The organism is Bacillus sp. FJAT-14266, from assembly GCF_001719225.1.
GTDB lineage: Bacteria > Bacillota > Bacilli > Bacillales > Bacillaceae > Bacillus > Bacillus subtilis.
In genome coordinates, this window is sequence record NZ_CP017072.1 from 645,179 (window position 1) to 668,487 (window position 23,309).

Here is a 23,309-nt window from a genome sequence, read left to right on the forward strand (position 1 = left end):
GCGTTTTTCAATCAGCCGCGCATGATAAAAAAAGCGGCTTTTTCGAAATCGTCCTTTTTTTTGTAGTATTCCGTAATATCTTCTAACAGCACTTCTAAATCCACCCACGCCTCGATTTTTTCTAATTCAAGCACATATTCGAGCAGCTGGTCATAAGGGTCTTCGGCTGATGTGTAGAGGGCTTCAAGCGTTTTTAATTTTAAATAAATGGTTTGAATGTCTACCTTTTCAGATAATTCTTTTCCTTTTTGAAGGACGGCTTTAGCTTCTGTGATGTTCCCTGTTTTAAAAAGCGCTCTGACAGACTCGTACACACAATGAAGATATGAGACTGGTGAATTCATTTCAAATTCTTGATTCTTTAATACTTTCCTAAAGTAAAGAAGCGCTTCCTGGTCTTTTTTCTCGGTCGCTTTTAAAAAGCCAAGGTTATAATAAGCATGGCATAGCAGGTTTTCGTCATGTAGTTGCTGGGTTTTCTTAATGATTTCTTTGAAAAGCTGTTCAGCTTTTTCATAGCGTTCTTGATCAATATAATTCACGGCGAGCAAAAGTTTACAGGTGATTACCTTTTTGATATAGCCGAATTGGTGCAAATAGATGTGTAATGCTTTTTTGACGTATTGGATGGAAAGCGGCGGTGATTTCATCAAGTAATAGGCGCCGGCGGTTTGATAATATAAATCAGCGGCTTCAAACGTATTTTGAATGGCGGCCAGGTACTGTTCAGCTTTTTTAAAATGATGTACTGCATGTTTCGGAGCTGTTTTTACCATCTCATATAACCCAGAGAAAAAATACAGATAATATTTCAATTCATCATCCATTTTGTCTTCCAGGCCATATAGGTCATCGAACAATGAATCGAGTCCGTTCTGGTTTTCAAAAAGCAGCTGATGGCGGGCCTGAAACAATTGATAACGCATCCAAAGTTTTGTGTTCTTTTTGATCTTTGGAAGGTGCTGATCAATTTTCTCTTTCAGTGTGCAAACGTGATTCATTTTGCGTTTGCTCATTGCGGAATACCACTCGTCTAACATGTTTAGCATTCTTTTTTCAATAAACTTCGAAATCATTTTCCTACCTCTTTGCTATTGGTAAAATCTATAATTATCATATCATAACTTTTGACGGCTCTCATTGACAGTTGGTTACATTTTAGCGCGGTTGAAAAAGAGATTAATTCATAATATACTTTTCAAATGTACAGATTGGATCTTTGATGATTGCTATACATACTAATGCAGATGAAGGAGATGTCAAGACAATGCTTGATACTCAGCAAATTAAAGAAATTATTCCTCACCGTTATCCGTTTTTGCTTGTGGATCGGATTACGGAAGTTGAAGAGGGCAAACGGGCAAAAGGCTATAAAAATGTAACCGCTAATGAAGAGTTCTTTAACGGACATTTTCCTCAGTACCCGGTTATGCCCGGCGTATTAATCGTAGAAGCACTCGCTCAAGTCGGAGCTGTTGCGATGTTGATTAAAGAAGAAAACCGCGGCAGACTGGCTTTTTTTGCAGGCATTGATAACTGCCGCTTTAAAAAACAAGTCAAGCCTGGTGACCAGCTTCACCTTGAGGTTGAAATCATTCGTGCCCGCGGCACAATCGGGCGCGGAAAAGGCGTTGCCACAGTTGATGGCGAAGTCGTTTGCGAAGTAGAACTGACTTTTGCCCTCGGAGAATAATTGAAAAAAGGCAGATGGCCAGCGGCACATTTGTCTTTTTTTCTTTACAAATATAGAAAAGCAGGTGATTGTATGTGGAATGAATTTAAAGCCTTTGCCATGCGGGGGAATATCGTAGACCTTGCGATTGGTGTTGTGATAGGCGGCGCTTTCGGAAAGATCGTCACATCTCTAGTAAATGATATCATTATGCCTTTGGTCGGTTTGCTGCTGGGAGGGCTTGACTTTTCAGGCCTGTCGTTTACGTTTGGCGATGCTGTAGTGAAGTATGGCAGCTTTATACAGACGATTGTGAACTTCTTAATTATATCGTTCTCCATTTTTATCGTCATTCGGACTTTGAATGGGTTAAGGCGCAAAAAAGAAGCAGCAGAAGAAGAGGCTGCGGAGGAAGCGGTGGATGCGCAGGAGGAGCTGCTGAAAGAAATCAGAGACCTGCTGAAGCAGCAAGCAAAGTCGCCGGAATAAAAAAGATGCCGTTATAAACGGCGTCTTTTTTTTATCTCAATTTTCGTTTAGGTTCGTTCTATGTCCTTCAGTCCCGCGGGGCTTTCTGTTGTTTCAGCGAGATGAATGAGCATTGAGACAGAGGTGCCTGCATCCGGAGTGCTGATGATCATCAACTCGCTTCCGCAAAAATGTTTCAGCCGCTGATTGATATTTTTCAACCCGACGCTGCGATCGAAATCCGCAGATAAGAGATCTTTTTGTTTTTCCGGAGGCATCCCCGCACCGTTATCCTCTACTTTGATGTGATACTCATTTTTGCTTTGTTTTTTAGCTGTCAGTTTGATCCATCCTCCGCCTCTTTTCTTGCTGACACCGTGAAGAACGGCATTTTCCACCAAGGGCTGAATCATTAAAGGCGGAAGGATAAAGTCAATGTCTTCATCTATATCGAAAAGAACCTCAAGCCGATTACCGAATCGCGTCTTTCTATAGAAAGATAGGAATTGATAATCGAAAGCTCATGTCTGAAGGAACTGATGGCTGATGTATTTTGAAAGTCAAAACTCATTCTTAAATAGTTGGTAAATTCCTCTGTTACCTCCCGGGCCTTTTCAATATCCAAATGAGTGAGAGAAATAATCGTGTTTAATACATTATAAAGAAAATGAGGCTTGATTTGCGACTGGAGAAACGCCATTTCCATTCTTGTGGCTTGATTTGCTGTATGTTTCATCATGATCAGGTTTTGAATACGCGCCATAAATTCAGAGTAATGATAAGGTTTTTGCAAAATGTCATTCGCTCCGGCATGAAAAGCCTTGTATTTGTCATGGCCGATAATGGCAGCTGTAATGATCAGAACCGGAAGATCCACCATGCTGAATCGTTCGCGAATTTTCATACAGACTTCGAAACCAGTCATATCCGGCATCATAAAGTCACAGCTTCAGGCCTTGCACCGGGACAATACGCTTTTGTTGAAACGAAAGCGCCAGCCGGTTATGTGCTGAACACTGAGAAAATAGAGTTTGAGATTTCTGATTCCTCTGAAGGAAAGCCTGAAGCTACAGATGCCGGGATCGCCATTAAAGCATTCCAGTCAAGTGGAGAACGTCGAAAGCACGTGATTCACTTCACAATCAAGGCGGCGGATAACAATTAAAAGTGTCGATCTGGAGCTTCCGATCGTAAAAGGCACAACCAATGAAAATCTTTTGATAGGGGCGGCAACAATGCGCCCGGATCAAAAAATGGGTGAGGGAAATTATCCGTTGGCGGGCCATCATTTGAAGCAAAAGAATCTTCTGTTCGGACCTCTGGAAAACATAAAAACAGGTGCCCAAATTGTCATCACGGATTTTAAAAAGGATTATATCTATTCTGTAACATCTAAAGACATCATATCGGAAATGGATGCAGATGTAATTCGTGAGACAAACAGAAAAGAGATTACGTTAATCACATGTGACAAGGCGGTCAAAACTGAAGGGCGCCTTGTTGTGAAAGGGGAATTGGTTGATTCTTTTGGCCATACAAATTAAATATGCAAGAGTGAAAGCACGAAAAGAAAAGCTGCCGTTCAAAACGGCAGCTTTTTTCATGCAGAACATATCTATTCTAAATGTCTATTGTGATGCTCTTCGGTTCTGTGTCTGTTTTGGGGAACATGCCCCCTCATATTTATAACTTTTGTTTAAATGCCTCAATGAGTTTTGTTCCTGTATAGCCCTCTTTTACAAGGGACTCGAGAATGGTTTCAGTGCCCTGCTGTTTTCTTGTGACCATTTGTCCATAGAGTAAAACCTGGATGCTTTCTTCCAGCTTGACGATATTTTTCACTGCTGCTGTCAGCTGGGCGGGGCGATTGCTTTTTTTCGTGATCGTTACAAATACTTTGGCTTCAGATTGGCTGTTTAGAAGCTGTTCAAAAAAAGACAGATGTTCTTTCTGTACAAGCGCCTCAATCAGCCAGTGATTTTCACCGTCTTCTTTATTTATAATCAGTCCGTCAATAAGGGGAAACTGTTCGATTGATTGTTCTTCCTTGTCCACTCGTTCCACATTCAGGTCAACCAGTTTAAAGGTTTTCATTTCTTCTCACCCCGATTACTTCCAAAGTTTTCTTGCCTTCCATTATAACATAAACGTTTTCGAGGAAAAAATCCTGCAATGCTGGGGCTAAAGAATTTTGTATGAGCGAAACATTTAATAATTTCTATTTTTTCATTATACTGTAACTGACTATGGATTACGGAGAGATGTGGTATGAATCAATTTCGTTTAAAAGAAATTTATATTGACGGCGCTCCTTCTGAAAGCCATTTGATTCAAAAGGAAGTAACATATATGTTAAGCCGTAAAGAAGTGTTTGAGGTTCATCTGAACAAAAAAGGAAGAATAAGTTTTTTATACGAAACACAAGATGGCATGGAGCAGTATAAAATCAAGCTGTCAATGCCGGAAAAAAAATTGAGCTTTCAGTGGTTTGCGTGGGATGGCTCTTCCTATGTGCGCATGAATACGCAAAACTGGCTGACAAAGCAAATCTTTTTCTGTTTTTTAAAAAGTACATATTTCTTCAAAGGAAAAAAGCAAAAGATGTTTTTAGCTGAAGGAAAAATGAAAACGAAAGATAAAAACAGAGGCTGAAAGCCATTTTTAAGCGTTTTTCTTTTCTTGTTGCATCATTTACAATACATACAACCGCAAGGAGAGGAGGAATCGCATGTTCAATCAGGTCATGCTTGTCGGACGTCTTACAAAAGATCCTGATCTTCGCTACACTTCCGCCGGTGCGGCAGTTGCACATGTTACGCTCGCGGTGAACCGCAGCTTCAAGAATGCTTCAGGTGAAATCGAAGCTGATTACGTCAATTGCACACTTTGGAGAAAAACAGCTGAAAACACGGCGTTGTATTGCCAAAAAGGTTCTCTCGTCGGCGTAAGCGGACGGATTCAGACAAGAAGCTATGAAAACGAGGAAGGCGTTAACGTGTATGTAACAGAAGTGTTGGCTGACACTGTTCGTTTTATGGACCCTAAACCCCGGGAAAAAGCTGCTGATTGACACCCCTGCTCCTCCCGTTATCTATCCATTCACTATTATCCGGATCTTCGCATCATCCCCTCAAAATTGACCAGTCGACCAGACTGGTTCTTTCTTTTTGCCTACTTAGGAAAAATTGGTTCTCTCGACGCATTTTTACTTAAAATCACTTATTAATGTTGAATAAAATCAAATAAAAACTTATAATTACTTATAAATGATTGCTGAGAAAAGGAATGAGGGCGTGTACCAAGAAGAAAGATTAGTAGCGATTTTGGATTTTTTAAAACAGCATAACCGAATTACAACGGAGCAGATCTGTACGCTCCTGCAAGTGTCAAGGGATACAGCGCGACGAGATCTTGTGAAACTTGAGGAACAGAATGCCATCATCCGCACAAGAGGCGGCGCCATTTTACCGACTGTGCATCAGAAAATTCAAAGCTATTCCGGCCGCCTGAAAACAGTGTCTGAGGAAAAAAATAAGATCGGCAGGCTTGCAGCATCGCTTATTCATGATGGAGACCGGGTGATTTTAGACGCCTCTACAACTGTTCAGGCATGTGCAAAGCATTTGAATGCGGTTGATTGTACGGTAATCACCAATTCGATTAATCTTGCGGATGTGCTGTCCGATAAAGAGGGAATTGAAATTTATCTGCTGGGAGGCAAGCTGGAAAAGGAGCACCGCTTTCTGTACGGGTCCTCTGTGATTGAAAAGCTCTCAAGCTACCATGTTGATAAAGCGCTGATTGGTGTGGTCGGTATTTCCGAACATGGCATTACAATTGCGCATGAAGAGGATGGCATGGTGAAGCGGAAAATGATACAGCAGGCAAAGCAGGTCATCGCGCTTGCAGATCATTCGAAGCTGGGCAGCACCAGTTTTTATCAGTATGCGGAGCTGAATGAAATCGACCTTTTGATTACAGACAGGCTGCCGAATCAGGCATTTTGTGACTTGCTTGACCGAAACGGCGTTGAGCTTCTCGTGACAGAGCAGGATGAAGGAAAGGACTGACAAACGTGAAATTAATTGCGATTGATTTAGATGGAACCTTACTCAACAGCAAGCATCAGGTAAGCTTGGAAAATGAAAACGCACTGCGGCAGGCGCAGCTGGACGGCATTGAAGTGGTGGTGTCAACTGGGCGCGCTCATTTTGACGTCATGTCAATCTTTGAACCGCTGGGGATCAAAACATGGGTGATCAGTGCAAACGGCGCCGTCATTCACGATCCCGACGGCAGGCTTTATCATCACGAAACGATTGATACGAAACGGGCGTATGACATTCTCTCATGGCTTGAGTCGGAAAACTATTATTATGAGGTATTCACAGGTTCAGCGATTTATACGCCTCAAAACGGCAGAGAACTTCTTGATGTTGAGCTGGACAGATTTAGAAGCGCAAACCCGGAAACAGATCTTTCTGTCCTTAAGCAGGCGGCCGAGGTGCAATACAGCCAATCGGGCTTTGCTTACATTAACTCTTTTCAAGAGCTGTTTGAAGCCGATCAGCCAATCGATTTTTACAATATTCTCGGCTTTTCTTTCTTCAAAGAAAAGCTTGAGGCAGGCTGGAAAAGATATGAGCATGCCGAAGATTTGACGCTTGTCAGTTCGGCTGAGCACAACTTTGAGCTTTCTTCCCGCAAAGCTTCCAAGGGGCAGGCGCTGAAGAGGCTTGCAAAACAGCTGAATATTCCGCTCGAGGAAACCGCTGCTGTAGGTGACAGTTTAAATGACAAATCGATGCTGGAGGCTGCGGGAAAAGGTGTAGCGATGGGCAATGCCCGGGAAGACATCAAATCGATAGCCGATGCTGTCACCTTAACCAATGACGAACATGGTGTCGCACATATGATGAAACATTTGCTGTAGGTATATGTGCTGCTCCAAAAGCGCATCCTGTTGATATAACCGGCGTAACGGATTTTTTGGAGATTCGGCGTGACGGCTATGAACGGAAAAAAGCTGGCTCTATCAGAGCCAGCTTTTTTAGTCATGATCATTGCGCTGTAGCGCTTAATGTAAACAGTTCTTCAAGCTCCTGTGTGGAAAGCTCGGTAATCCAGTTTTCACTTTGGATAATTTGATCGTTCAGGGTTTGCTTGGATTCAAGCATGACATCAATTTTTTCTTCGATTGTTCCCGTCGTAATCATTTTATGAACGTGGACAAAGCGCTCCTGGCCTATGCGGTATGCACGGTCAGTCGCTTGATTTTCAACCGCCGGGTTCCACCATCTGTCATAATGGATGACGTGATTGGCGGCGGTCAAATTAAGTCCGGTGCCTCCAGCTTTGAGTGAAAGAATCAGTGTCGGATATTCTTTCCTTTGAAATTTCTCAACGAGTGTATCCCGCTCTTGCTTGGAGAGACTCCCATTTAAAAATTGCACAGGTTCCCCGAACGTTTTTTCAAGCAGCCGCTTCATCATGTTCCCCATCTGAATGTATTGCGTGAAAATCAGGCAGCTTTCGTTTTGGGAGCGGATCGCTGTCATCAGTTCCAGCAATTTTTCGAGCTTGACTGATCTGCCGGCCAGCAGCTCGGTTTGCTCTTCCTTTAAATAAAGCGCGGGATGATCGCATATTTGCTTGAGCCGTCCAAGCATGCTGAGGATCAGCGCTTTTCGCTGCATGCCGGTCAGGGATGTCATATGGTCAAAAGTGTCTTTGACGAGCTGCTCATAAAGGGATGCCTGCTCGGCTGACAGAGGGATAAATTCTTTTTCTTCCAGCTTCTCAGGAAGATTAAGCGCGACCTCTTCATCCCGTTTCGTCCGGCGGAGAAGGAATGGCCGGATTAATTGCTGAAGCTGTCCGATTCTCTTTTCGTCCCGGTCTTTTTCGATCGGCAGCACATAGCGTTTATGGAAGCCGGTCAAACTGCCGAGGTAGCCTTTATTCATGAAGTCAAAAATAGACCACAGCTCAGTCAGTCGGTTTTCCATCGGCGTGCCGCTCAGCGCGATATGGTGAAGCCCCTTCAGCTTCCTGATTGCGCGTGATTGCTTCGTATGCGCGTTTTTAATATTTTGCGCTTCATCAAGGCAGATCGTGTTCCATGTCACAGAAGTAAGCTCTTCAGTATCGGCATGTGACAGACCGTATGAAGTGAGCACCACGTCTGCGTTTTCATAATGCGCGGCGAAATCATCACCCTTTGGCCGGCGCGGCCCATAATGGAGCGCGACAGACAGATCAGGGGCAAAGGTTTGAAGCTCCCGCTGCCAGTTGCCAAGTACGGATGTCGGCGCAATAATCAAATGAGGCGTTTTTTGCCGGCCGCTTTCCTTCACGTGAAGGAAATAGGCGATCATTTGAATCGTTTTCCCAAGCCCCATATCGTCAGCCAGACAGGCGCCAAAACCGCTTTCCCGCAGAAACAGCAGCCAGTTCATGCCGTATTTCTGATAAGGGCGGAGCGTTCCTTTGAAAGAAGGACTGACTTCGTGCTCCGGCAGGTTTTCCGCGGCAGTGAGCTTTCGAATCAGTGACCTGAGCTGTTTAGACAGATCAAACTGAATGCCTGCGAAAGCGGATGTATCAATCAGATCCGAATCCTCAAGTCCGCCATCCTGCTGATCCATTAGCTCACGCGCCAGAATATCAGACATGTGGAGTCCCTCTGATTCTGCTTTTTCCATCAGGCGTTTCATCTGTTTGATAAACTGCGGATCGATTTTAACCCATTGCCCGCGGATATTAACAAGGCGCCTGTTGCTGGCGACAAGCTCATTAAATTCAGCCTCAGTCAGTTCAATTCCATTTGTCGCAAACCGCCAGTTGAAATCAAGCAGTGCATTCATGCCGACAAATGACTCGCCGCGCGGGGAGGACGACACCTTTGCTTTCAGCATCATGTTGCTGTCTCTGACAATCTGCCACCAGGACGGCAGGAGGATTTCTACCCCCATATCGACAAGCGTCTCACTTGCTTCTGACAGGAAGATCCAGGCTTCTTCCTCCGAGATCAGCGTTGTCCCGGAATCAAACGACAGCCACGGAACCGTTCTGTGAAAGCGGTCCTGCTCACGCGCGATTTTATCGCTGTACGCCTGCCACGATTTTTTGAGGCTTTTCAGTCCGTCAAAGAATTCTACAGCGCCGCTCTTTTTATCGCGTAAAAACATCTCGATCTTCCATTCGTCTCCGTCAAAGTCCGGTTCATTTAAGCGCAAGCCGACAGTAAATGGAGATTGGTCGTCAATCCAGCCAATGCCTTCCAGAAAATCCTCTTCATCAAGAAAATGGCCGCGGAATGTCGTAACCGCAGGCGATTTCTCCTTGATATGTTCCCATTTCTCCCGCAGGTCATCGTCGTACTGGATGTAATCCTGTACGGCAGCGGAAAACCATTCCGCAGTAAAGCCCTCCAGTATATTATCGCGGTCCTTCCAGCGAAAAACACCGTTTGTCCATGCGTCATAGTCAGGCATAAAATCGCCGTCCGCGATAAATTCGTAGATGGTCGATGCCGCCTCGATCAGCGGCTCCGTTTCTTCTGTAAGCTGCACGGAGCTGAATGAGTTGAACGAGTTTTTGCCGAGAAGCTCTACAGTCATCCATGGAGATAGCAGGACAGCAGTCGTCCCGATGAAGCTGACATCCTCTAGAAAGGTTCCGTAAAATGAGGATTCATGCCATTGGAACAAATGCTTTTTCATATGGCTGTAGGGAAGAGGCTGCTCATTCTCATCAAAGGCTGAGAGCGTAAATGACCCATCTTCCATTTGTTCGACGTGGATGAGAATTTCTTTAAGACTCGCCATCAATCAACTTTCCTTTCTGCAGTTCTTCTTGAAGCGCACGCAGGCGCTTGTAATGCGAGCTCAGCAGCTGAATATACCGCTCCCACACCTTCTGCTTTTTCGCTTTTTTGTACAGGGTGCGCAATTTTTTCAAATACCGGGCGGCTTCCTTGTACGAGCTGCGGTTCTTCTGATCAATGAAAAAAGCCACTTCTCTATGGTAAGCCGGTATAAGCGCCTCAGGGTCGCTCGCTGCAATTTCCTTGAGCATCATTTTATCCATTTCATTGATGGAAAAGCCGACAAGGCTATGAATTTCAATCCACTCGGCATAGCGTTTTTTTTCATATAAATGATGGCTGTATTCTGTGAACGTATACGGCAGACAGCCCGCGGCAAAGCGCTCAAACAGCGCTTGATCATTGGTTTGCTGCACATAGGCATTCAACAGAAGGAACAACTCGCCGATCACATCGCGCATCTCTTTAAACGGCTTATCCAGCTTCGTATAACCCATCGCAATTGGCTCAATTTGCTGGTACCATGTTTTAAGCCGTTTCCAGTCCTTCTTGGCAGTCATTTCACTCAGCCATTGGAACGTATAAGGGAGCGCTTCCGGCGGGAATTGATCCGCTTCCGCAAAAATAACGTCATCATTCTTTTGCAGGAATTCCAAATGCAGGCGCCCGAATTGCAATTCGGGAGAAAAACGCCGTCCTGCTTCTTTTTTCAACATCTCCTGTTCGCGTGCCACCCATTTTGGACGCGAAAGCAGCGCACTCCAAATTTCACCGAAGACGCGGATGCGTTCATATTGGAAAATTTCTTCTTTCAACAGCAAATGTCGGATAACATCCGGTGTTTTATCCAAAAACGGATCAAGCGCAAAAGACAGCGCGTATGTTTTTAATTTATCAATAGAGCTGTAGATTGTATCCATCAGCTGTTCAACGTACGGATTGAGGGAATAAAAATCTTGTTCGGGGTTCAGCTTGCCTGCTTCAATCAATGTGAACATGCGAAGCCAAACCGCAATCGCGGAATGAATTTGGTACAGGCTTTTCAGCTCCGGCTTGTTCGGCGCATGTTTTTTTAATGCGGACAGGTAGCCGTAATAGAGGCCCTGCATGTTTTGGCTGCCTTCTGGCGTACGTGCCTGCCAGAGAGAAAACTCTGAATCAAAAAAAGCAAGCCAGCTTGAAAGTGATTCTTCATTAGGCAGCACCTTTTCCTGAAACTGGCGGCGGACGAGCTCTTTGCTTTCCTCTAGCTTTTCCCTCTCCAGCCAATACTCTGTAAAAGTACCCACTCGCTCGAACATTGCATATACATATAAAAACACAGCCAGCATATGGCGGCAGATTCTTCCGGACGGACATGAACAGCCGCTTTTGACTATGACAAACAAGTTCAATGTGACCCGCACAGGCACAACATCCTGCACGTAAGCCGTAACTTCCGTCGGACTCACTGCTTGTAAACGATAGACTGAATCCTGCCGATATAAAATAAGGGCTTTTTTGATCAGCTGAACATTTTCCTCATTGTAAGGAAGAAGTTCTTTTAACTGTTCAGCAGATGCCAGCACATCGTCTTTGGAAATCATATTCTGAAGCATGATTATCGCTCCTAACCGAGTCACGTAATAAAAAGATCCAATTTCTCTATTATATCGCAACACATCGGCCTTAAAAAGTTTTTCCTAAAAAAGGACATAAAAAATGGGATGTGTCGAATGATGTATTAGAGATTGCAAATTGATAACCAGCATCATATAATAATCGTGTTTTCAACTTAATGGAAGCTGAAAGGAAAAAAAAGATGAGTGAAAAGAAATTGAATCAAGAAGAATTTCTGAAAATTTTGATGCATGCACATGAAATTGGTGAGCAGTCATCTGAGATGACGACGAAGGAAATGCTTGAAAATTTGATTTCTCATATTAAAAATGGATATGCAACATAAAAATCCCGCACGCCTTTAGCGGGATTTTTTTATGCGAGATGACGTGACTGCACGAATAAGAGAAAATGAGACAGCACTGTCAACACAGTAAATATAACGCTTACATAAAAAAGATTAGCATATCGTTTTGTAAAAAAATGTCGAATTATGTCACGTGAAAAGCTGGAGAAATGCGGTTTCAACGTTGTATAATCGTAAATGGAAAAGGATGTTATAAGAGATTTGGAGGTATCATGGGAGAATCTACTAGCTTAAAAGAGATATTATCAACGTTAACAAAACGCATACTTTTGATTATGATTGTAACCGCAGCTGCCACTGCTGCCGGCGGACTCATTAGTTTCTTCGCACTTACACCCATCTATGAAAATTCAACTCAGATTCTGGTCAACCAATCGAAAAATGAACGAAAAGAAGTTCAATTTAACGATGTCCAAACCAATCTTCAGTTAATCAATACGTACAATGTCATCATTAAAAGCCCTGCCATCTTAGATGAAGTCATTAAAGAAATGGGCCTGTCGATGACATCCCAAGAACTGAATGACAAAATTACCGTATCCAGCGAACAGGACTCCCAAGTGGTCAACATATCAGTCAGGGATGAAAACGCGGAAACAGCGGCTCATATTGCCAATACTATAGCATCTGTTTTTCAAGACAAAATCACATCCATTATGAATGTTGACAATGTCAGCATTCTGTCAAAAGCCGAGGTTTCAGAACATCCGTCCCCTGTATCGCCAAAGCCGCTACTAAACATTGCCATCGCGTTTGCGGCCGGATTGGCGGGAAGCATCGGACTGGCCTTCCTGCTTGAGCATTTGGATAATACGATCAAATCGGAAGAGCAGCTCGAATCCTTGCTGGACATACCTGTTTTAGGGACAGTTTCCACCATTGCGAATGAGCAGAAAACAGCAAAGACCTTACAGGGTTTCCAATCTGAAAAAACGGGGAGTGGACATTTTGGCGCTTAGAAAAAACAGAGGCTCGCGGATGCGGAGAAATGTCATTGCAATGACAGAGCCGAAATCCTTGAACTCTGAACAATATCGGACGATTCGCACGAATATAGAATTTGCTTCAGTGGACCGGCAAATGAAATCAGTCATGATTACATCGGCTTGTCCGGGGGAAGGAAAATCAACAACGGCCGCCAATCTGGCTGTCGTATTCGCCCAACAGGGAAAAAAAGTGCTCCTGATTGATGCTGATTTGCGAAAACCAACAGTACATACGGCCTTTTTTCTTGAAAATACGGTTGGCTTAACATCTGTTTTATTAAAAAAAAGCTCTATGGAGCAGGCTGTACAAGCATCGAATGAAAAACATCTTGACGTGCTGACGAGCGGCCCGATCCCGCCAAACCCGGCCGAGCTTCTCTCCTCGAAGTGGATGAAGGAGCTTGCATACGAAGCGTGTGCGGCATATGATATGGTCATTTTTGATACGCCGCCTATTCTTGCCGTAGCAGATGCACAGATTTTAGGCAACGTGGCAGACGGTTCTGTACTGGTTATTTCAAGCGGGAAAACAGAAAAAGAACAAGCCGCAAAAGCGAAAGAGGCGCTTGAAACGTGCAAAAGCAAGCTTCTTGGGGCGATTATGAACGGCAAAAAGCTTTCGAAGCACTCTGAATACGGATATTACGGAAACAAGGACAATTTCATGCAAAATAAATAACGTGCATCGTGCCCGTTATTTATTTTTGCGAAAAAAGGGGGCTAGGACATGATCGATATTCACTGTCACATTCTTCCCGCATTGGATGACGGGGCAGGTGATTCGGCCGACAGCATAGAAATGGCAAGAGCCGCTGTTCGTCAGGGAATCCGGACGATCATTGCGACACCTCATCATAACAACGGTGTGTATAAAAACGAGCCAGCCGCAGTCAGAGAAGCAGCAAATCAGTTAAACAAACGTTTAATCAAAGAAGACATTCCTTTACATGTGCTTCCGGGACAGGAAATCAGAATCTACGGCGAGGTGGAACAAGACCTTGCCAAACAGCAGCTGCTTTCGCTGAATGATACAAAACACATCTTGATTGAGTTTCCGTTTGATCACGTTCCCCGATATGCGGAGCAGCTTTTTTATGATTTGCAGCTGAAAGGATATATTCCGGTTATCGCCCATCCTGAACGCAACAGGGAAATTCGCGAAAACCCGTTCTTGCTGTATCATCTTGTGGAAAAAGGAGCAGCATCTCAGATTACTTCAGGAAGTCTTGCGGGGACCTTCGGCAAGCAGCTGAAAGCATTTTCTCTCCGGCTGGTTGAAGCCAATTTGATCCATTTCGTAGCCTCAGATGCCCATAATGTGAAAACGAGAAATTTTCACACTCAAGAGGCCCTTTATGTTCTAGAGAAAGAATTCGGCTCGGAACTTCCTTATATGCTGACGGAAAATGCAGAGCTTCTCTTGCGGAATCAGACCATCTTCAGACAGCCTCCGCAACCGGTCAAAAGAAGAAAATTGTTTGGTCTTTTTTAACAGCCGATTCTCATTTCACCACTTTCTTTTTGAGAGCGATATAATAGTGTATTGTATGGTTGAATCACATTTCAGAAATCTGTACAGGCTGTACCCGACAGGCTATGCGGGAGATCATTCGCATTCATGATAGGATGTTCTCATACGATATTACGGAAGCTGCAAAGCAGCAATTTAACTGTTGGAGGGAAACAATGAATATAACAGTCATCGGAACAGGCTATGTCGGTCTTGTGACAGGTGTTTCTCTTTCTGAGATTGGACATCATGTAACCTGCATTGATATTGACGCTCACAAGATTGATGAAATGAGAAAGGGCATTTCCCCCATATTTGAACCAGGTCTTGAAGAGCTGATGAGAAAAAATACAGCTGATGGACGGCTGAACTTTGAAACGAGCTATGAGAAAGGCTTGGCACAGGCAGACATCATTTTTATAGCGGTCGGCACACCGCAGAAAAGCGATGGGCACGCCAATCTGGAGCAAATTACAGATGCGGCCAAACGCATCGCAAAGCATGTCAAACGAGATACAGTCGTGGTAACGAAAAGCACAGTACCCGTTGGGACAAACGATTTGATTAATGGACTGATCACTGAACATCTAGCGGAGCCTGTCAGTATTTCGGTCGCATCCAATCCGGAATTTTTGCGTGAGGGGTCGGCGATCTATGACACCTTTCATGGTGACAGGATCGTGATCGGGACGGCCGATGAGAAAACAGCAAATACGCTGGAGGAGCTCTTCCGTCCGTTTCAAATCCCGATTTACCAAACGGATATCAGAAGCGCCGAGATGATCAAATATGCCTCAAATGCTTTTCTGGCCACTAAGATCAGTTTTATAAACGAAATTTCGAATATATGTGAAAAGGTCGGCGCCGATATTGAAGCAGTCGCGTACGGGATGGGACAGGATAAGCGGATCGGGAGCCAGTTTTTGAAAGCGGGCATAGGCTACGGCGGCTCTTGTTTTCCAAAGGACACAAACGCCCTCGTGCAAATTGCCGGCAATGTCGAGCATGATTTTGAACTGCTGAAATCGGTTATCAAAGTCAACAACAATCAGCAGGCGATGCTGGTTGATAAAGCGCTGAACAGGCTCGGCGGGGTGACGGGAAAAACGATTGCCCTTTTAGGCCTGTCATTTAAACCGAATACCGACGATATGAGAGAAGCGCCGTCAATTGTTATTGCAGACCGTCTCGCTGTGCTCGACGCCCGTATCAGAGCCTACGATCCCATTGCAGTTAGCCATGCAAAGCATGTTCTCCCGCAAGCTGTTGAATATAAAGAGACGATCGAGGAAGCTGTCAAAGGGTCTGACGCCGTCATGATTTTGACCGACTGGGCTGACATTAAACAATTTCCGTTAGCGGCTTATCAGGATTTGATGGAAACGCCGCTCATTTTTGACGGCAGAAACTGCTACACATTGGATGAGGCTGCGGCTGCAGGAGTGGAGTATTATTCTGTCGGTCGGAAGGCGGTTGTTCCATCAGGTGCAATTCAATAGATGAAAAAGAAAGGCTGGTTGCGCACCAGTCTTTTTTTCATCTATTGCGGGGTGCTGAATACATTTGCTACTATTTAACTATTGTTTGGAAAATTATACAGAAGTAGGGCTTCTTTAAACAATCGTTTGAAAAACATTAGAAGAAACGAAGAAAACCAGAAAATAAAACCTTGGAGATGCCGGAAAAGGAGAGAATCTGATGAATCATCTGCCCGAAAAAATGAGACCGTACCGCGACTTGATGGAGAAATCAGCGAAAGAATACGTGAAACTGAATGTGAGAAAAGGGAAAACAGGACGATATGACAGCAAAATTGCCGGTGATCCCTATTTCCCCAAGCATGAAACATACCCGACTGATGAAAATGGACAGCCGATGAAGCTTATGGCACAGATTAATTTCTCACACATTCCCCAGCTTGACGGCTACCCTTCTTCAGGTATCCTGCAGTTCTACATTTCTCTTCATGATGACGTCTATGGACTAAATTTTGACGATCGATGTGAACAAAAGAATTTCAGAGTGATCTATTTTGAAAATATCATAGAAAACGAAGACGAGCTTGTTTCTGATTTTTCATTTATCGGCACAGGCGAATGTGATTTTCCGATTTTATCAGAAGCGGCAGTCGAGCCTGTGAAATCTTCGGAATGGGTGCTGCCTACAGATTTTCAATTTGAGCAGTATACGGGCATGGAAACAATGGAGTTCTTTGGTCAGTTCGGCGAGGATGAAGAAGACATTTATAATGAACTGGCTGAAAACGGATTTGGCCATAAAATCGGCGGATACGCTTCTTTTACCCAGCATGATCCACGGGAATACGCATATAAAGAACACACCATCATGCTTTTACAAATTGATTCAGACGATGATATCGATTCAATGTGGGGAGACGTCGGCATCGCCAATTTTTTCATCACACCTGACGATCTAAGGAAAAAAGACTTTTCAAACGTTCTGTACAACTGGGACTGCAGCTAATACAAGCTTTTGATCTAAAGGGTCAGAAGCGGGGAATAATAGAAGCCAAAGACAAAATCAGACGTGATCGACCTGATGAAGAACATAAACATGAACAATAAGCTCAGCGCCGAAAGAGGCAGATCAACAGCATCTGTCTCTTTCAAGTGCCTTTTTAACTATGACTTTAGGTGATTTTATTTGATAAAACGTTTTCATTAACTGTATAACGAACAAAAACAAGATTAAATACCTACATTCCAAGAGCGTTATATGCCTAAATTAAGCCATTTACCCTATTTAAGCCGCCTTCTGGCTATTTTAAAATATAATATATGGAAATAAAGTATGGAAAAGTCTATCTTCATCAGCCCCTCCATACGACTTTTTGAGTATTAAGAGGTGATTCAGATGGGTTATGAAAGTATGCTGGCGGATATCAAAAGTTCGCTCAACGGAAAAATTTCCGACGTGGAAGACAAGATCGAAAAGCTGAAAAAAGCAAAAAAGGACATAGACACACTGCAAGAAGAGGCAATCACTGAAATCAAAGAAATTGTGAAACCGGAATTGGGCAAGCATTGGACGGGAACAAAAGCCGATGATTTCGACAAGGGAAGAGAAGAGGCGAAATCGGAAGCATCTAAGATTGTGAATGATAAATATAACGAGTATATGGCATCGATTCAGATGGAGATTATTCAGTTGGAATCTATGAAATTTCTCTATGACAAAGAATTAAAGCTAGCGAATTTTGCTGGGCATACTCTTGCTAAGGGTGAAGAATTCTTGGAGGATGCTGTTAATCAAATTAAATCTATTAAATTGTGGTGATCTTTTTTATGTCAGAAATTAAATTGAAATACGATGCTGTAATCAAAACATTAGAGTCTGTCAAAGATGCGCTTGCTGACGTATCAATCGGCGCCGCGGGGTCCAATGGAAAAAACAAACTCGATTATACGAAAAAATATCATGAGCGTGAGGAGAACATCAAAACCATGCTCGGAGATTACAAAAAAGCGGTACAGAAAAATATCGAGGATACAAAGGATAATGTAGATTCACTCAAAGAGCAGGACGAGGCGATAGCGGTAAAATAGAACAGAAAGGGCAGTGCGATGAGCAAAGTATTTGAATCTAAATCTTTAATCGAAGAAGCGAAGAGCAGAAAAAAGCAATATGAGACGCTTGAGGAGCAGCTGAATACGCTGAAAAAAGCGTTTCAGGGAGTTGCAGATTTAGGCGATAATTTTAAAGGCAAAGGCGCGGATAATATTAAAGATTTTTTTCAGGGGCAGGCGGAAATCGTAGACAGCTGGCTGACGCTTGTCTCTGCTCAAATTGCGTTTTTAAATGGCATTTCAGGAGATATTAAAGATCAAGAACTGAATGATTCATATGTGGAAACTTCTTTTTTGGATCATGAGCTGCCCAATGGAGACCTGAAAGCCTCAGAGATGGTCTCCGCTCATAAAGAAGAAATCGATTCTATTTTGTCAGGCATCAGCGATATTATTGATCTCGACATGTATACGCTTGACGACTATGCAGATAAGATGGGCGATGCCCAAAAAATCAGACGTGACACGATCACAGCTGTCGATAAGCTTGATGAATCCCTGACCACTGAATATCAAAATTTAGAATCTCTGGACAACGCAGTGCTCACCAAATATTCCGTTCTCATGCAGGCCACCAGCAACGGGAAGAGCGCTTCTCCTATGTACTATGACAAAAAAGCCTTCCACAGCAATGAAGTCTACAAAAGCGTCATTGAAGTAGAAAATCAAGGAACAACCTATATCGATGCAAAAACCCAGCAAGCAGAAGCAAGACGGCTCCAGGAAAAAGCCGAGGAAGAAGCAAACAAACCGTGGTACGAAAAAACATGGGATGGAGTTTGCAACTTTACTGGAGAAGTCACTGGCTATTATGATTATAAAAGAGCAACTGAAGGCGTTGATCCGGTTACCGGAGAAAAACTCTCCACCGCAGAACGTGTGACAGCAGGAGCTATGGCCGCAGCCGGATTCATACCAGTCGTCGGCTGGGCAGGCCGGGCCTTCAAAGGCGGAAAAGCCATCTACAAAACCGGAAAAGCAGCTATCGCGGCTGAACACGCTTTAGACGCCTACAAAACAGGCAAATCCTTAGACATTCTCAAAATGACAGAAATGGGCGCATACGGCCTTGTTGCGTCAAACGGATTCTCAGAAGCCGTCACGGGACGGGATATGTTTGGAAACAAAGTGTCTGAGGAGAAGCGGAAGCAGGGGGCGCTCGAAGCGGCATTGAGCTTGGTTGGAGCCGGTGCACTGGCGAAACATATTGATAAAGGCATCCCGCTTGCAACCCATTCAAAAGTCCAAAAAGCAAACAAAACACTAGAGAAAGTAAAACAATTCAAAGTCCCAACAAACGTCCGCGTGTACGCAGAACGCCCAGTAACTCCGGAGGGCTTCACATTCGGAATCCCGACAGTACGTGTAGATGTGGAAAAGACGGCTGTTAAGGATCTTGGGATTGTGAAGATGGTTAGTAGTGGTAAAGGTATTAAGGGTACGGGTAAGTCATCTAATAAGAATCCATTACCGTCTTGGCTTAAAGAACGGTGGGAAGCAGGAAATAATTTCAATAAGGAAAATCGCCCCCGTTACCCTTATAATGAAGTAGAGCTAGAAGCAAAAGAAGCAGGTGGCAAAAAGTACGTAGTTGATTCATATTCTCCAAATAAGGAGATAGTTTCCAGGAAGTATACTCAACTTAGTGACGTTCAAGAAAAGACAGCACTGAGTTACTTGAACGAGATTACTAAAAAATATTCTTCAGGGTCTAAAATATCAAATGGTCCTTTTAATCCAAAAGCTCTTAAAGGCGGACGACTGAAAGGTGAATTGATATTAGAAGTACCTGTTCAAAATAAAGCTATTCCACAAAAAATTCTTGATGAAGCAACAAAAAATAGGATTATTATTAGGGATATAAATGGGAAGGTGTATAATTGACTATGAAAGTTTATTATTGTGATGAATGGTCGGACATAAAAAAACAGCCTTGGAATATTCTTGATGATTGTACCGCATACTTACATCACCAAAAACATGAACCATATACTGCGGTATTAACCGAAGGCGAAAAACCTAAATATGTTGTAAATGTAACAAATGAATGGGTTTCAGTGGGTTTTTATGATGACTTGACTCGTAAGTATCTGAATTATGATTTTGAAGTTATAAGTGATGGTAAAATCTTCTTAAGAACAGCAATGTATTGGGAATATGATGATGCAACTGATAATGAAGTTAGCAGTTTGATTATAGGCTTTCGCGAAGATGGTCATATAGCAATGGAGAAGACAGATTTCAAGACCGGTTCGGTCGAAGAGCGTGAGACTAGCGACAACCTTAAGAGCAACTGGGATGATTTCCCTAAATTTGGTGAATATAATCACTTGTGCAGAGAGGAAAGATAATGTGAGATGCAGCTAATGTTCTCATAACGTTTTTCTGGAAGAATATCAGTTTTAATCCTTTTACAAGTAAGTAGAAAAAAACTAACCTTCCCTCGATTGGCGCTTGCCTCTCGAGGTTTTTTAAACTTAAAATTTTTGCATTGAAACTGATCTATAAGATAATTAGTAAGATGAATATAGATGCAAGGGGCAGCCTTGTAAAATGAAGTTCGTACAGCTAAGTAAATATTATTCATAATCTACATTTTCACCTTTCAGGTCTCCCACTCAAATAGTTGGTTGACAAGTTATCTAAAAACAGACTTTAAGAATAACGGCTCTCTAAAGAGGTTATATAAATGAGAAAACATGTTAAATTAGATGTTCCAAAAGCTAATATACATCCCTTAAGAATAACACAAGGTTGGAAAGTAAATTATAATCATTTTGTTGAAATAGATCCAAGAACATTAGAACCGAATGATGATTCCTGGTTTTTGTTCACAGACAGTTTGTTGCAGCTTTATCATGAACAATCCTCAATAACGCTTGATTTAGGCTGGGTTCCTGACATTTCTCCTGAAGGTAATTATCTGGTTTTACTAGTCAAAGATAATGATTGGGAAGATCCTATTAAAGAATTTTCATCAGATGACTATAAAAAAGTGATTTTATATATTGAATATCATTTAAAACAAGTAACAACTACTTGGTGGAATGAAGTTTAATGATTCTTAATTAATGGATGGAATGGTTACTATTTATGGAACATGGAATCAGGTTTATTAACGAATATCCTGAAATTGGTGAGTTGCTTTATCGTCTATTTGTGAATAGGGAATTAGACGAATGGTACAAGAACAAATGCGCAGAGAAAATAAAAGTACCTGATGAATTTAATCAAATAAAAGGTTTGAAAAAAATTGAAGTTAGAGATTTAAACAATCCTTCAGGAGAAATTGATATCCATTTGCAAGATCTTTCTGGGGAAAATGATTTTCATTTAGAACAGCAAATCAATATGAAAGTATCTAAATTGGTTCCTGTTTATGTATTAGATTATAGTTATTCCCTAAGACACGATTTAATCGATGGCGCTTATGATATTGTAGGCACCGCTGAATCTTTAGAATTCATTCAGGGAACGAACTATATTAATAAAATAATGCAAGAGAAAGGGTTTATTGAACTCAGTTATTTATATGATTACTACGATACTGTGTATGAGTGGAGTGAATTGCCGCATATACAGCCTTTCAACAGGAGATTAACATTAGGAGATGCCTTGTTTACTGATGTATTAGAATTGCTGTAGTTTAAACTTGCCGTGTTGTCATCGGCAAGTTTTTTTACAGTAATGAGGCTTTTTAGAGATAGGCCAATGAAGGACAAGGAGAAGCGGGATGGAAAGAGACCATATTTCTCAATTGCAGCCATTAAAAATCTGCAATGGCTGGTCTGTAGTACTGAACAATTTATGTTCAGAAAAAAGAATGCAAGAAAAATGTGAATTACTAATACTGCAAAATGAAGAACGTAAGGCCTTTATTAAGGTAAGTTATGAAAATAATCAATACCATATCAACGTAGCTGGCTTAAAAACAGATAAGATTTATGAAGATGAGTCTTTTAATGAGATAGAACAATTATTAGAAGAGTTAGAATATCAAATCTGGAGTGTGGGAAGCGGGGTTTTAGAGGGTTTGCAGCCACTAAGCCAACAGATTCCCAATTTTTTAAGGCTAAAGATACCGGCTGGTTGGACTGTTGATTATATTACATTAAAAGATACTGATCCTAAGACGCTAGAGGCAAATGATGATGCTTGGTTATTTGACTTTAATCAAGATCTCCTGCAGATTTCTCATAAGACAAAAAATTTGCTGCTTGACGTAGGGTGGTACCCAGAAGGTGATCCAGCCGGAAGCTATGGGATTGAACTGATAAAAAACGAAGATTGGGAAAATCCTTTAGAGGATATTATGTGTACTGAACTTAAAGAATTAATTAAACAATTGGATTATATTTTTATGAAAGAAATGAAAAATGAATAGTAATAAAAAAGCAGATTATCCTATCTGTTTGTTTCAATGATATAATTTGGTGTCATTGCTAGAATCGATATGCAGGACAATTGAGCGCGAAGAGAGGGAAACAAGTAAAATGGAAATACATCAAATACACGATTTTCATCTAAAAGATGAATCGGATTTTGTTCAAACACAACAATCCCTTAGAAATCGTATCAACCTATCCCACACGATCCATCCCAACTCCATCAACACCTGCGCAGGCGTCGATCTCGCCTATTGGGAGCAGAACGGAGAACCATACGGAGTGTGCAGTATTATCGTGATTGACGCTGATACAAAAGAAGTCATTGAAAAAGTGCACAGCATGGGGAAAATCAGCGTGCCGTATGTTTCCGGTTTTCTTGCGTTTCGTGAGCTGCCTTTGATTATCGAGGCGGCGAAAAAGCTGGAGACGGAGCCGGATGTCTTCTTGTTTGATGGCAACGGATATCTGCATTACAATCATATGGGCGTTGCCACCCATGCGGCTTTTTTTCTGGGCAAGCCGACGATTGGGATTGCGAAAACCTATCTCAAAATCAAAGGCTATGATTTCGTGATGCCTGAAAATGAAGTCGGTGCATACACCGATATTCTCATTGACGGCGAGGTATATGGCCGGGCGCTGCGAACGCGGCGGGACGTGAAGCCTATTTTCTTGTCTTGCGGTAATTATATTGATTTAGACAGCAGCTATCAGATCACGATGAGCTTGATCAATCAAGAAAGCAGGCTGCCGATCCCTGTCCGCCTGGCTGACCTTGAAACGCATGTTTTGCGAACGTTTTATCAGAAAAATCACATGTAACACTTGGGGCTCTAAGTCATCAAGTGTTTTTTTGTATGTGTGTGCTTTCCTGGTCTCAAAAACCTTGTCGTCCTTGTGGAGA

General features: G+C 42.6%; 25 protein-coding genes and 3 pseudogenes. 23 read left to right on the forward strand and 5 right to left on the reverse strand.

Annotated elements, in window-relative coordinates; genetic code table 11:
* Positions 1-11: 11 nt before the first annotated feature.
* On the reverse strand, positions 12-1,076 hold the full coding sequence (rapD, locus tag BGM23_RS03460) for an aspartate phosphatase RapD (protein WP_029726041.1): 1,065 nt from the start codon (positions 1,074-1,076) through the stop codon (positions 12-14).
* Positions 1,077-1,267: 191 nt separating this feature from the next.
* Between rapD and fabZ the strand changes: the two genes are divergently transcribed.
* Both fabZ and mscL read left to right on the forward strand, forming a co-directional pair.
* Positions 1,268-1,693, forward strand: a complete 426-nt coding sequence (gene fabZ / locus BGM23_RS03465; protein WP_003221796.1) for a 3-hydroxyacyl-ACP dehydratase FabZ — start codon at positions 1,268-1,270, stop codon at positions 1,691-1,693.
* A gap of 72 nt (positions 1,694-1,765) precedes the next feature.
* Entirely contained in the window at positions 1,766-2,161 is a 396-nt protein-coding gene (gene mscL, locus BGM23_RS03470) for a large conductance mechanosensitive channel protein MscL (protein WP_021445844.1), read from the forward strand.
* 47 nt (positions 2,162-2,208) lie between these two features.
* Here the strand turns inward: mscL and BGM23_RS03475 are convergent.
* Positions 2,209-3,044 (reverse strand): annotated as a pseudogene (locus tag BGM23_RS03475) (sensor histidine kinase).
* A 33-nt stretch (positions 3,045-3,077) separates the two neighbouring features.
* Between BGM23_RS03475 and BGM23_RS22370 the strand changes: the two are divergent.
* Together BGM23_RS22370 and BGM23_RS03480 are read left to right on the forward strand one after the other, a co-directional pair.
* Positions 3,078-3,230, forward strand: a pseudogene (locus BGM23_RS22370) (prealbumin-like fold domain-containing protein); the annotation flags it as partial.
* Between the two features lie 61 nt (positions 3,231-3,291).
* Positions 3,292-3,684: pseudogene (locus BGM23_RS03480) on the forward strand (class A sortase); the annotation flags it as partial.
* 139 nt (positions 3,685-3,823) lie between these two features.
* Here the strand turns inward: BGM23_RS03480 and BGM23_RS03485 are convergent.
* Positions 3,824-4,234 (reverse strand): YwpF-like family protein, encoded by a 411-nt coding sequence (locus BGM23_RS03485; protein WP_014481144.1) that lies wholly within the window; start codon positions 4,232-4,234, stop codon positions 3,824-3,826.
* 174 nt (positions 4,235-4,408) lie between these two features.
* Here BGM23_RS03485 and ywpG point away from each other — a divergent pair, with 174 nt between their 5' ends.
* The 4 genes from ywpG to ywpJ all read left to right on the forward strand — a co-directional run bounded on the left by ywpG (position 4,409) and on the right by ywpJ (position 7,073).
* Positions 4,409-4,792, forward strand: a complete 384-nt coding sequence (gene ywpG / locus BGM23_RS03490; protein ID WP_015714843.1) for a DynA interaction protein YwpG — start codon at positions 4,409-4,411, stop codon at positions 4,790-4,792.
* 76 nt (positions 4,793-4,868) lie between these two features.
* Positions 4,869-5,210, forward strand: coding sequence for a single-stranded DNA-binding protein SsbB (gene ssbB / locus BGM23_RS03495; protein ID WP_003227798.1), 342 nt, complete (start codon positions 4,869-4,871; stop codon positions 5,208-5,210).
* Positions 5,211-5,433: 223 nt separating this feature from the next.
* Positions 5,434-6,210, forward strand: coding sequence for a transcriptional regulator GlcR (gene glcR / locus BGM23_RS03500; protein WP_003244075.1), 777 nt, complete (start codon positions 5,434-5,436; stop codon positions 6,208-6,210).
* Positions 6,211-6,215: 5 nt separating this feature from the next.
* Entirely contained in the window at positions 6,216-7,073 is an 858-nt protein-coding gene (ywpJ, locus tag BGM23_RS03505; RefSeq protein ID WP_038427970.1) for a phosphatase YwpJ, read from the forward strand.
* 127 nt (positions 7,074-7,200) lie between these two features.
* Here ywpJ and BGM23_RS03510 read toward each other — a convergent pair whose 3' ends face one another.
* A complete protein-coding gene (locus BGM23_RS03510) occupies positions 7,201-9,969 on the reverse strand; it encodes a DEAD/DEAH box helicase (RefSeq protein WP_038427969.1) in 2,769 nt (922 codons plus the stop codon).
* Entirely contained in the window at positions 9,956-11,566 is a 1,611-nt protein-coding gene (locus tag BGM23_RS03515) for an SWIM zinc finger family protein (protein ID WP_038427968.1), read from the reverse strand. The genes BGM23_RS03510 and BGM23_RS03515 overlap by 14 nt, the downstream gene beginning before the upstream one ends.
* Positions 11,567-11,769: 203 nt before the next feature.
* Here BGM23_RS03515 and BGM23_RS03520 point away from each other — a divergent pair, with 203 nt between their 5' ends.
* From BGM23_RS03520 to BGM23_RS03585, 15 genes are all read left to right on the forward strand, one after another.
* Positions 11,770-11,913 carry a YwzD family small protein gene (locus BGM23_RS03520; protein ID WP_003242876.1) on the forward strand — a complete coding sequence of 48 codons (144 nt, stop codon included), beginning with the start codon at positions 11,770-11,772 and terminating at the stop codon, positions 11,911-11,913.
* Between the two features lie 233 nt (positions 11,914-12,146).
* Positions 12,147-12,893, forward strand: coding sequence for a protein-tyrosine kinase activator TkmA (gene tkmA, locus BGM23_RS03525; protein ID WP_003227811.1), 747 nt, complete (start codon positions 12,147-12,149; stop codon positions 12,891-12,893).
* Positions 12,883-13,599 (forward strand): tyrosine-protein kinase PtkA, encoded by a 717-nt coding sequence (ptkA, locus tag BGM23_RS03530; RefSeq protein ID WP_038427967.1) that lies wholly within the window; start codon positions 12,883-12,885, stop codon positions 13,597-13,599. The genes tkmA and ptkA overlap by 11 nt, the downstream gene beginning before the upstream one ends.
* A 48-nt stretch (positions 13,600-13,647) precedes the next feature.
* The gene (locus BGM23_RS03535) at positions 13,648-14,412 is read left to right on the forward strand and encodes a tyrosine-protein phosphatase (protein ID WP_038427966.1); all 765 of its coding nucleotides are present in this window, start codon (positions 13,648-13,650) and stop codon (positions 14,410-14,412) included.
* A gap of 194 nt (positions 14,413-14,606) precedes the next feature.
* A complete protein-coding gene (uglF, locus tag BGM23_RS03540; protein ID WP_038427964.1) occupies positions 14,607-15,929 on the forward strand; it encodes a UDP-glucose 6-dehydrogenase UglF in 1,323 nt (440 codons plus the stop codon).
* Between the two features lie 199 nt (positions 15,930-16,128).
* Positions 16,129-16,914, forward strand: a complete 786-nt coding sequence (locus BGM23_RS03545) for a YwqG family protein (protein WP_038427963.1) — start codon at positions 16,129-16,131, stop codon at positions 16,912-16,914.
* A gap of 75 nt (positions 16,915-16,989) precedes the next feature.
* Positions 16,990-17,088 (forward strand): hypothetical protein, encoded by a 99-nt coding sequence (locus BGM23_RS21745; protein ID WP_120363587.1) that lies wholly within the window; start codon positions 16,990-16,992, stop codon positions 17,086-17,088.
* A gap of 216 nt (positions 17,089-17,304) precedes the next feature.
* On the forward strand, positions 17,305-17,727 hold the full coding sequence (locus BGM23_RS03550) for a YwqH-like family protein (RefSeq protein WP_017696586.1): 423 nt from the start codon (positions 17,305-17,307) through the stop codon (positions 17,725-17,727).
* 8 nt (positions 17,728-17,735) lie between these two features.
* A complete protein-coding gene (locus BGM23_RS03555) occupies positions 17,736-17,996 on the forward strand; it encodes a YwqI/YxiC family protein (protein ID WP_024572843.1) in 261 nt (86 codons plus the stop codon).
* A gap of 18 nt (positions 17,997-18,014) precedes the next feature.
* On the forward strand, positions 18,015-19,901 hold the full coding sequence (locus BGM23_RS03560) for a ribonuclease YeeF family protein (RefSeq protein WP_029726029.1): 1,887 nt from the start codon (positions 18,015-18,017) through the stop codon (positions 19,899-19,901).
* 2 nt (positions 19,902-19,903) lie between these two features.
* A complete protein-coding gene (locus BGM23_RS03565; RefSeq protein ID WP_021480770.1) occupies positions 19,904-20,368 on the forward strand; it encodes a hypothetical protein in 465 nt (154 codons plus the stop codon).
* A gap of 338 nt (positions 20,369-20,706) precedes the next feature.
* A complete protein-coding gene (locus BGM23_RS03570; RefSeq protein WP_029726028.1) occupies positions 20,707-21,075 on the forward strand; it encodes a hypothetical protein in 369 nt (122 codons plus the stop codon).
* A gap of 35 nt (positions 21,076-21,110) precedes the next feature.
* Positions 21,111-21,662 (forward strand): hypothetical protein, encoded by a 552-nt coding sequence (locus BGM23_RS03575; protein ID WP_029726027.1) that lies wholly within the window; start codon positions 21,111-21,113, stop codon positions 21,660-21,662.
* Positions 21,663-21,750: 88 nt separating this feature from the next.
* On the forward strand, positions 21,751-22,401 hold the full coding sequence (locus BGM23_RS03580; protein ID WP_029726026.1) for a hypothetical protein: 651 nt from the start codon (positions 21,751-21,753) through the stop codon (positions 22,399-22,401).
* 109 nt (positions 22,402-22,510) lie between these two features.
* The gene (locus tag BGM23_RS03585) at positions 22,511-23,227 is read left to right on the forward strand and encodes an endonuclease V (protein WP_029726025.1); all 717 of its coding nucleotides are present in this window, start codon (positions 22,511-22,513) and stop codon (positions 23,225-23,227) included.
* Positions 23,228-23,309 lie beyond the last annotated feature (82 nt).

Excerpts from the sequence above, each read along its gene's own strand:
- rapD (WP_029726041.1), bottom strand. The coding sequence starts at position 1,076 with ATGATTTCGAAGTTTATTGAAAAAAGAATGCTAAACATGTTAGACGAG.
- fabZ (WP_003221796.1), top strand. The coding sequence starts at position 1,268 with ATGCTTGATACTCAGCAAATTAAAGAAATTATTCCTCACCGTTATCCG.
- mscL (WP_021445844.1), top strand. The coding sequence starts at position 1,766 with ATGTGGAATGAATTTAAAGCCTTTGCCATGCGGGGGAATATCGTAGAC.
- BGM23_RS03485 (WP_014481144.1), bottom strand. The coding sequence starts at position 4,234 with ATGAAAACCTTTAAACTGGTTGACCTGAATGTGGAACGAGTGGACAAG.
- ywpG (WP_015714843.1), top strand. The coding sequence starts at position 4,409 with ATGAATCAATTTCGTTTAAAAGAAATTTATATTGACGGCGCTCCTTCT.
- ssbB (WP_003227798.1), top strand. The coding sequence starts at position 4,869 with ATGTTCAATCAGGTCATGCTTGTCGGACGTCTTACAAAAGATCCTGAT.
- BGM23_RS03510 (WP_038427969.1), bottom strand. The coding sequence starts at position 9,969 with ATGGCGAGTCTTAAAGAAATTCTCATCCACGTCGAACAAATGGAAGAT.
- BGM23_RS03515 (WP_038427968.1), bottom strand. The coding sequence starts at position 11,566 with ATGCTTCAGAATATGATTTCCAAAGACGATGTGCTGGCATCTGCTGAA.
- BGM23_RS03520 (WP_003242876.1), top strand. The coding sequence starts at position 11,770 with ATGAGTGAAAAGAAATTGAATCAAGAAGAATTTCTGAAAATTTTGATG.
- tkmA (WP_003227811.1), top strand. The coding sequence starts at position 12,147 with ATGGGAGAATCTACTAGCTTAAAAGAGATATTATCAACGTTAACAAAA.
- BGM23_RS03535 (WP_038427966.1), top strand. The coding sequence starts at position 13,648 with ATGATCGATATTCACTGTCACATTCTTCCCGCATTGGATGACGGGGCA.
- uglF (WP_038427964.1), top strand. The coding sequence starts at position 14,607 with ATGAATATAACAGTCATCGGAACAGGCTATGTCGGTCTTGTGACAGGT.
- BGM23_RS03545 (WP_038427963.1), top strand. The coding sequence starts at position 16,129 with ATGAATCATCTGCCCGAAAAAATGAGACCGTACCGCGACTTGATGGAG.
- BGM23_RS21745 (WP_120363587.1), top strand. The coding sequence starts at position 16,990 with ATGAAGAACATAAACATGAACAATAAGCTCAGCGCCGAAAGAGGCAGA.
- BGM23_RS03550 (WP_017696586.1), top strand. The coding sequence starts at position 17,305 with ATGGGTTATGAAAGTATGCTGGCGGATATCAAAAGTTCGCTCAACGGA.
- BGM23_RS03555 (WP_024572843.1), top strand. The coding sequence starts at position 17,736 with ATGTCAGAAATTAAATTGAAATACGATGCTGTAATCAAAACATTAGAG.
- BGM23_RS03560 (WP_029726029.1), top strand. The coding sequence starts at position 18,015 with ATGAGCAAAGTATTTGAATCTAAATCTTTAATCGAAGAAGCGAAGAGC.
- BGM23_RS03565 (WP_021480770.1), top strand. The coding sequence starts at position 19,904 with ATGAAAGTTTATTATTGTGATGAATGGTCGGACATAAAAAAACAGCCT.
- BGM23_RS03570 (WP_029726028.1), top strand. The coding sequence starts at position 20,707 with ATGAGAAAACATGTTAAATTAGATGTTCCAAAAGCTAATATACATCCC.
- BGM23_RS03575 (WP_029726027.1), top strand. The coding sequence starts at position 21,111 with ATGGAACATGGAATCAGGTTTATTAACGAATATCCTGAAATTGGTGAG.
- BGM23_RS03580 (WP_029726026.1), top strand. The coding sequence starts at position 21,751 with ATGGAAAGAGACCATATTTCTCAATTGCAGCCATTAAAAATCTGCAAT.
- BGM23_RS03585 (WP_029726025.1), top strand. The coding sequence starts at position 22,511 with ATGGAAATACATCAAATACACGATTTTCATCTAAAAGATGAATCGGAT.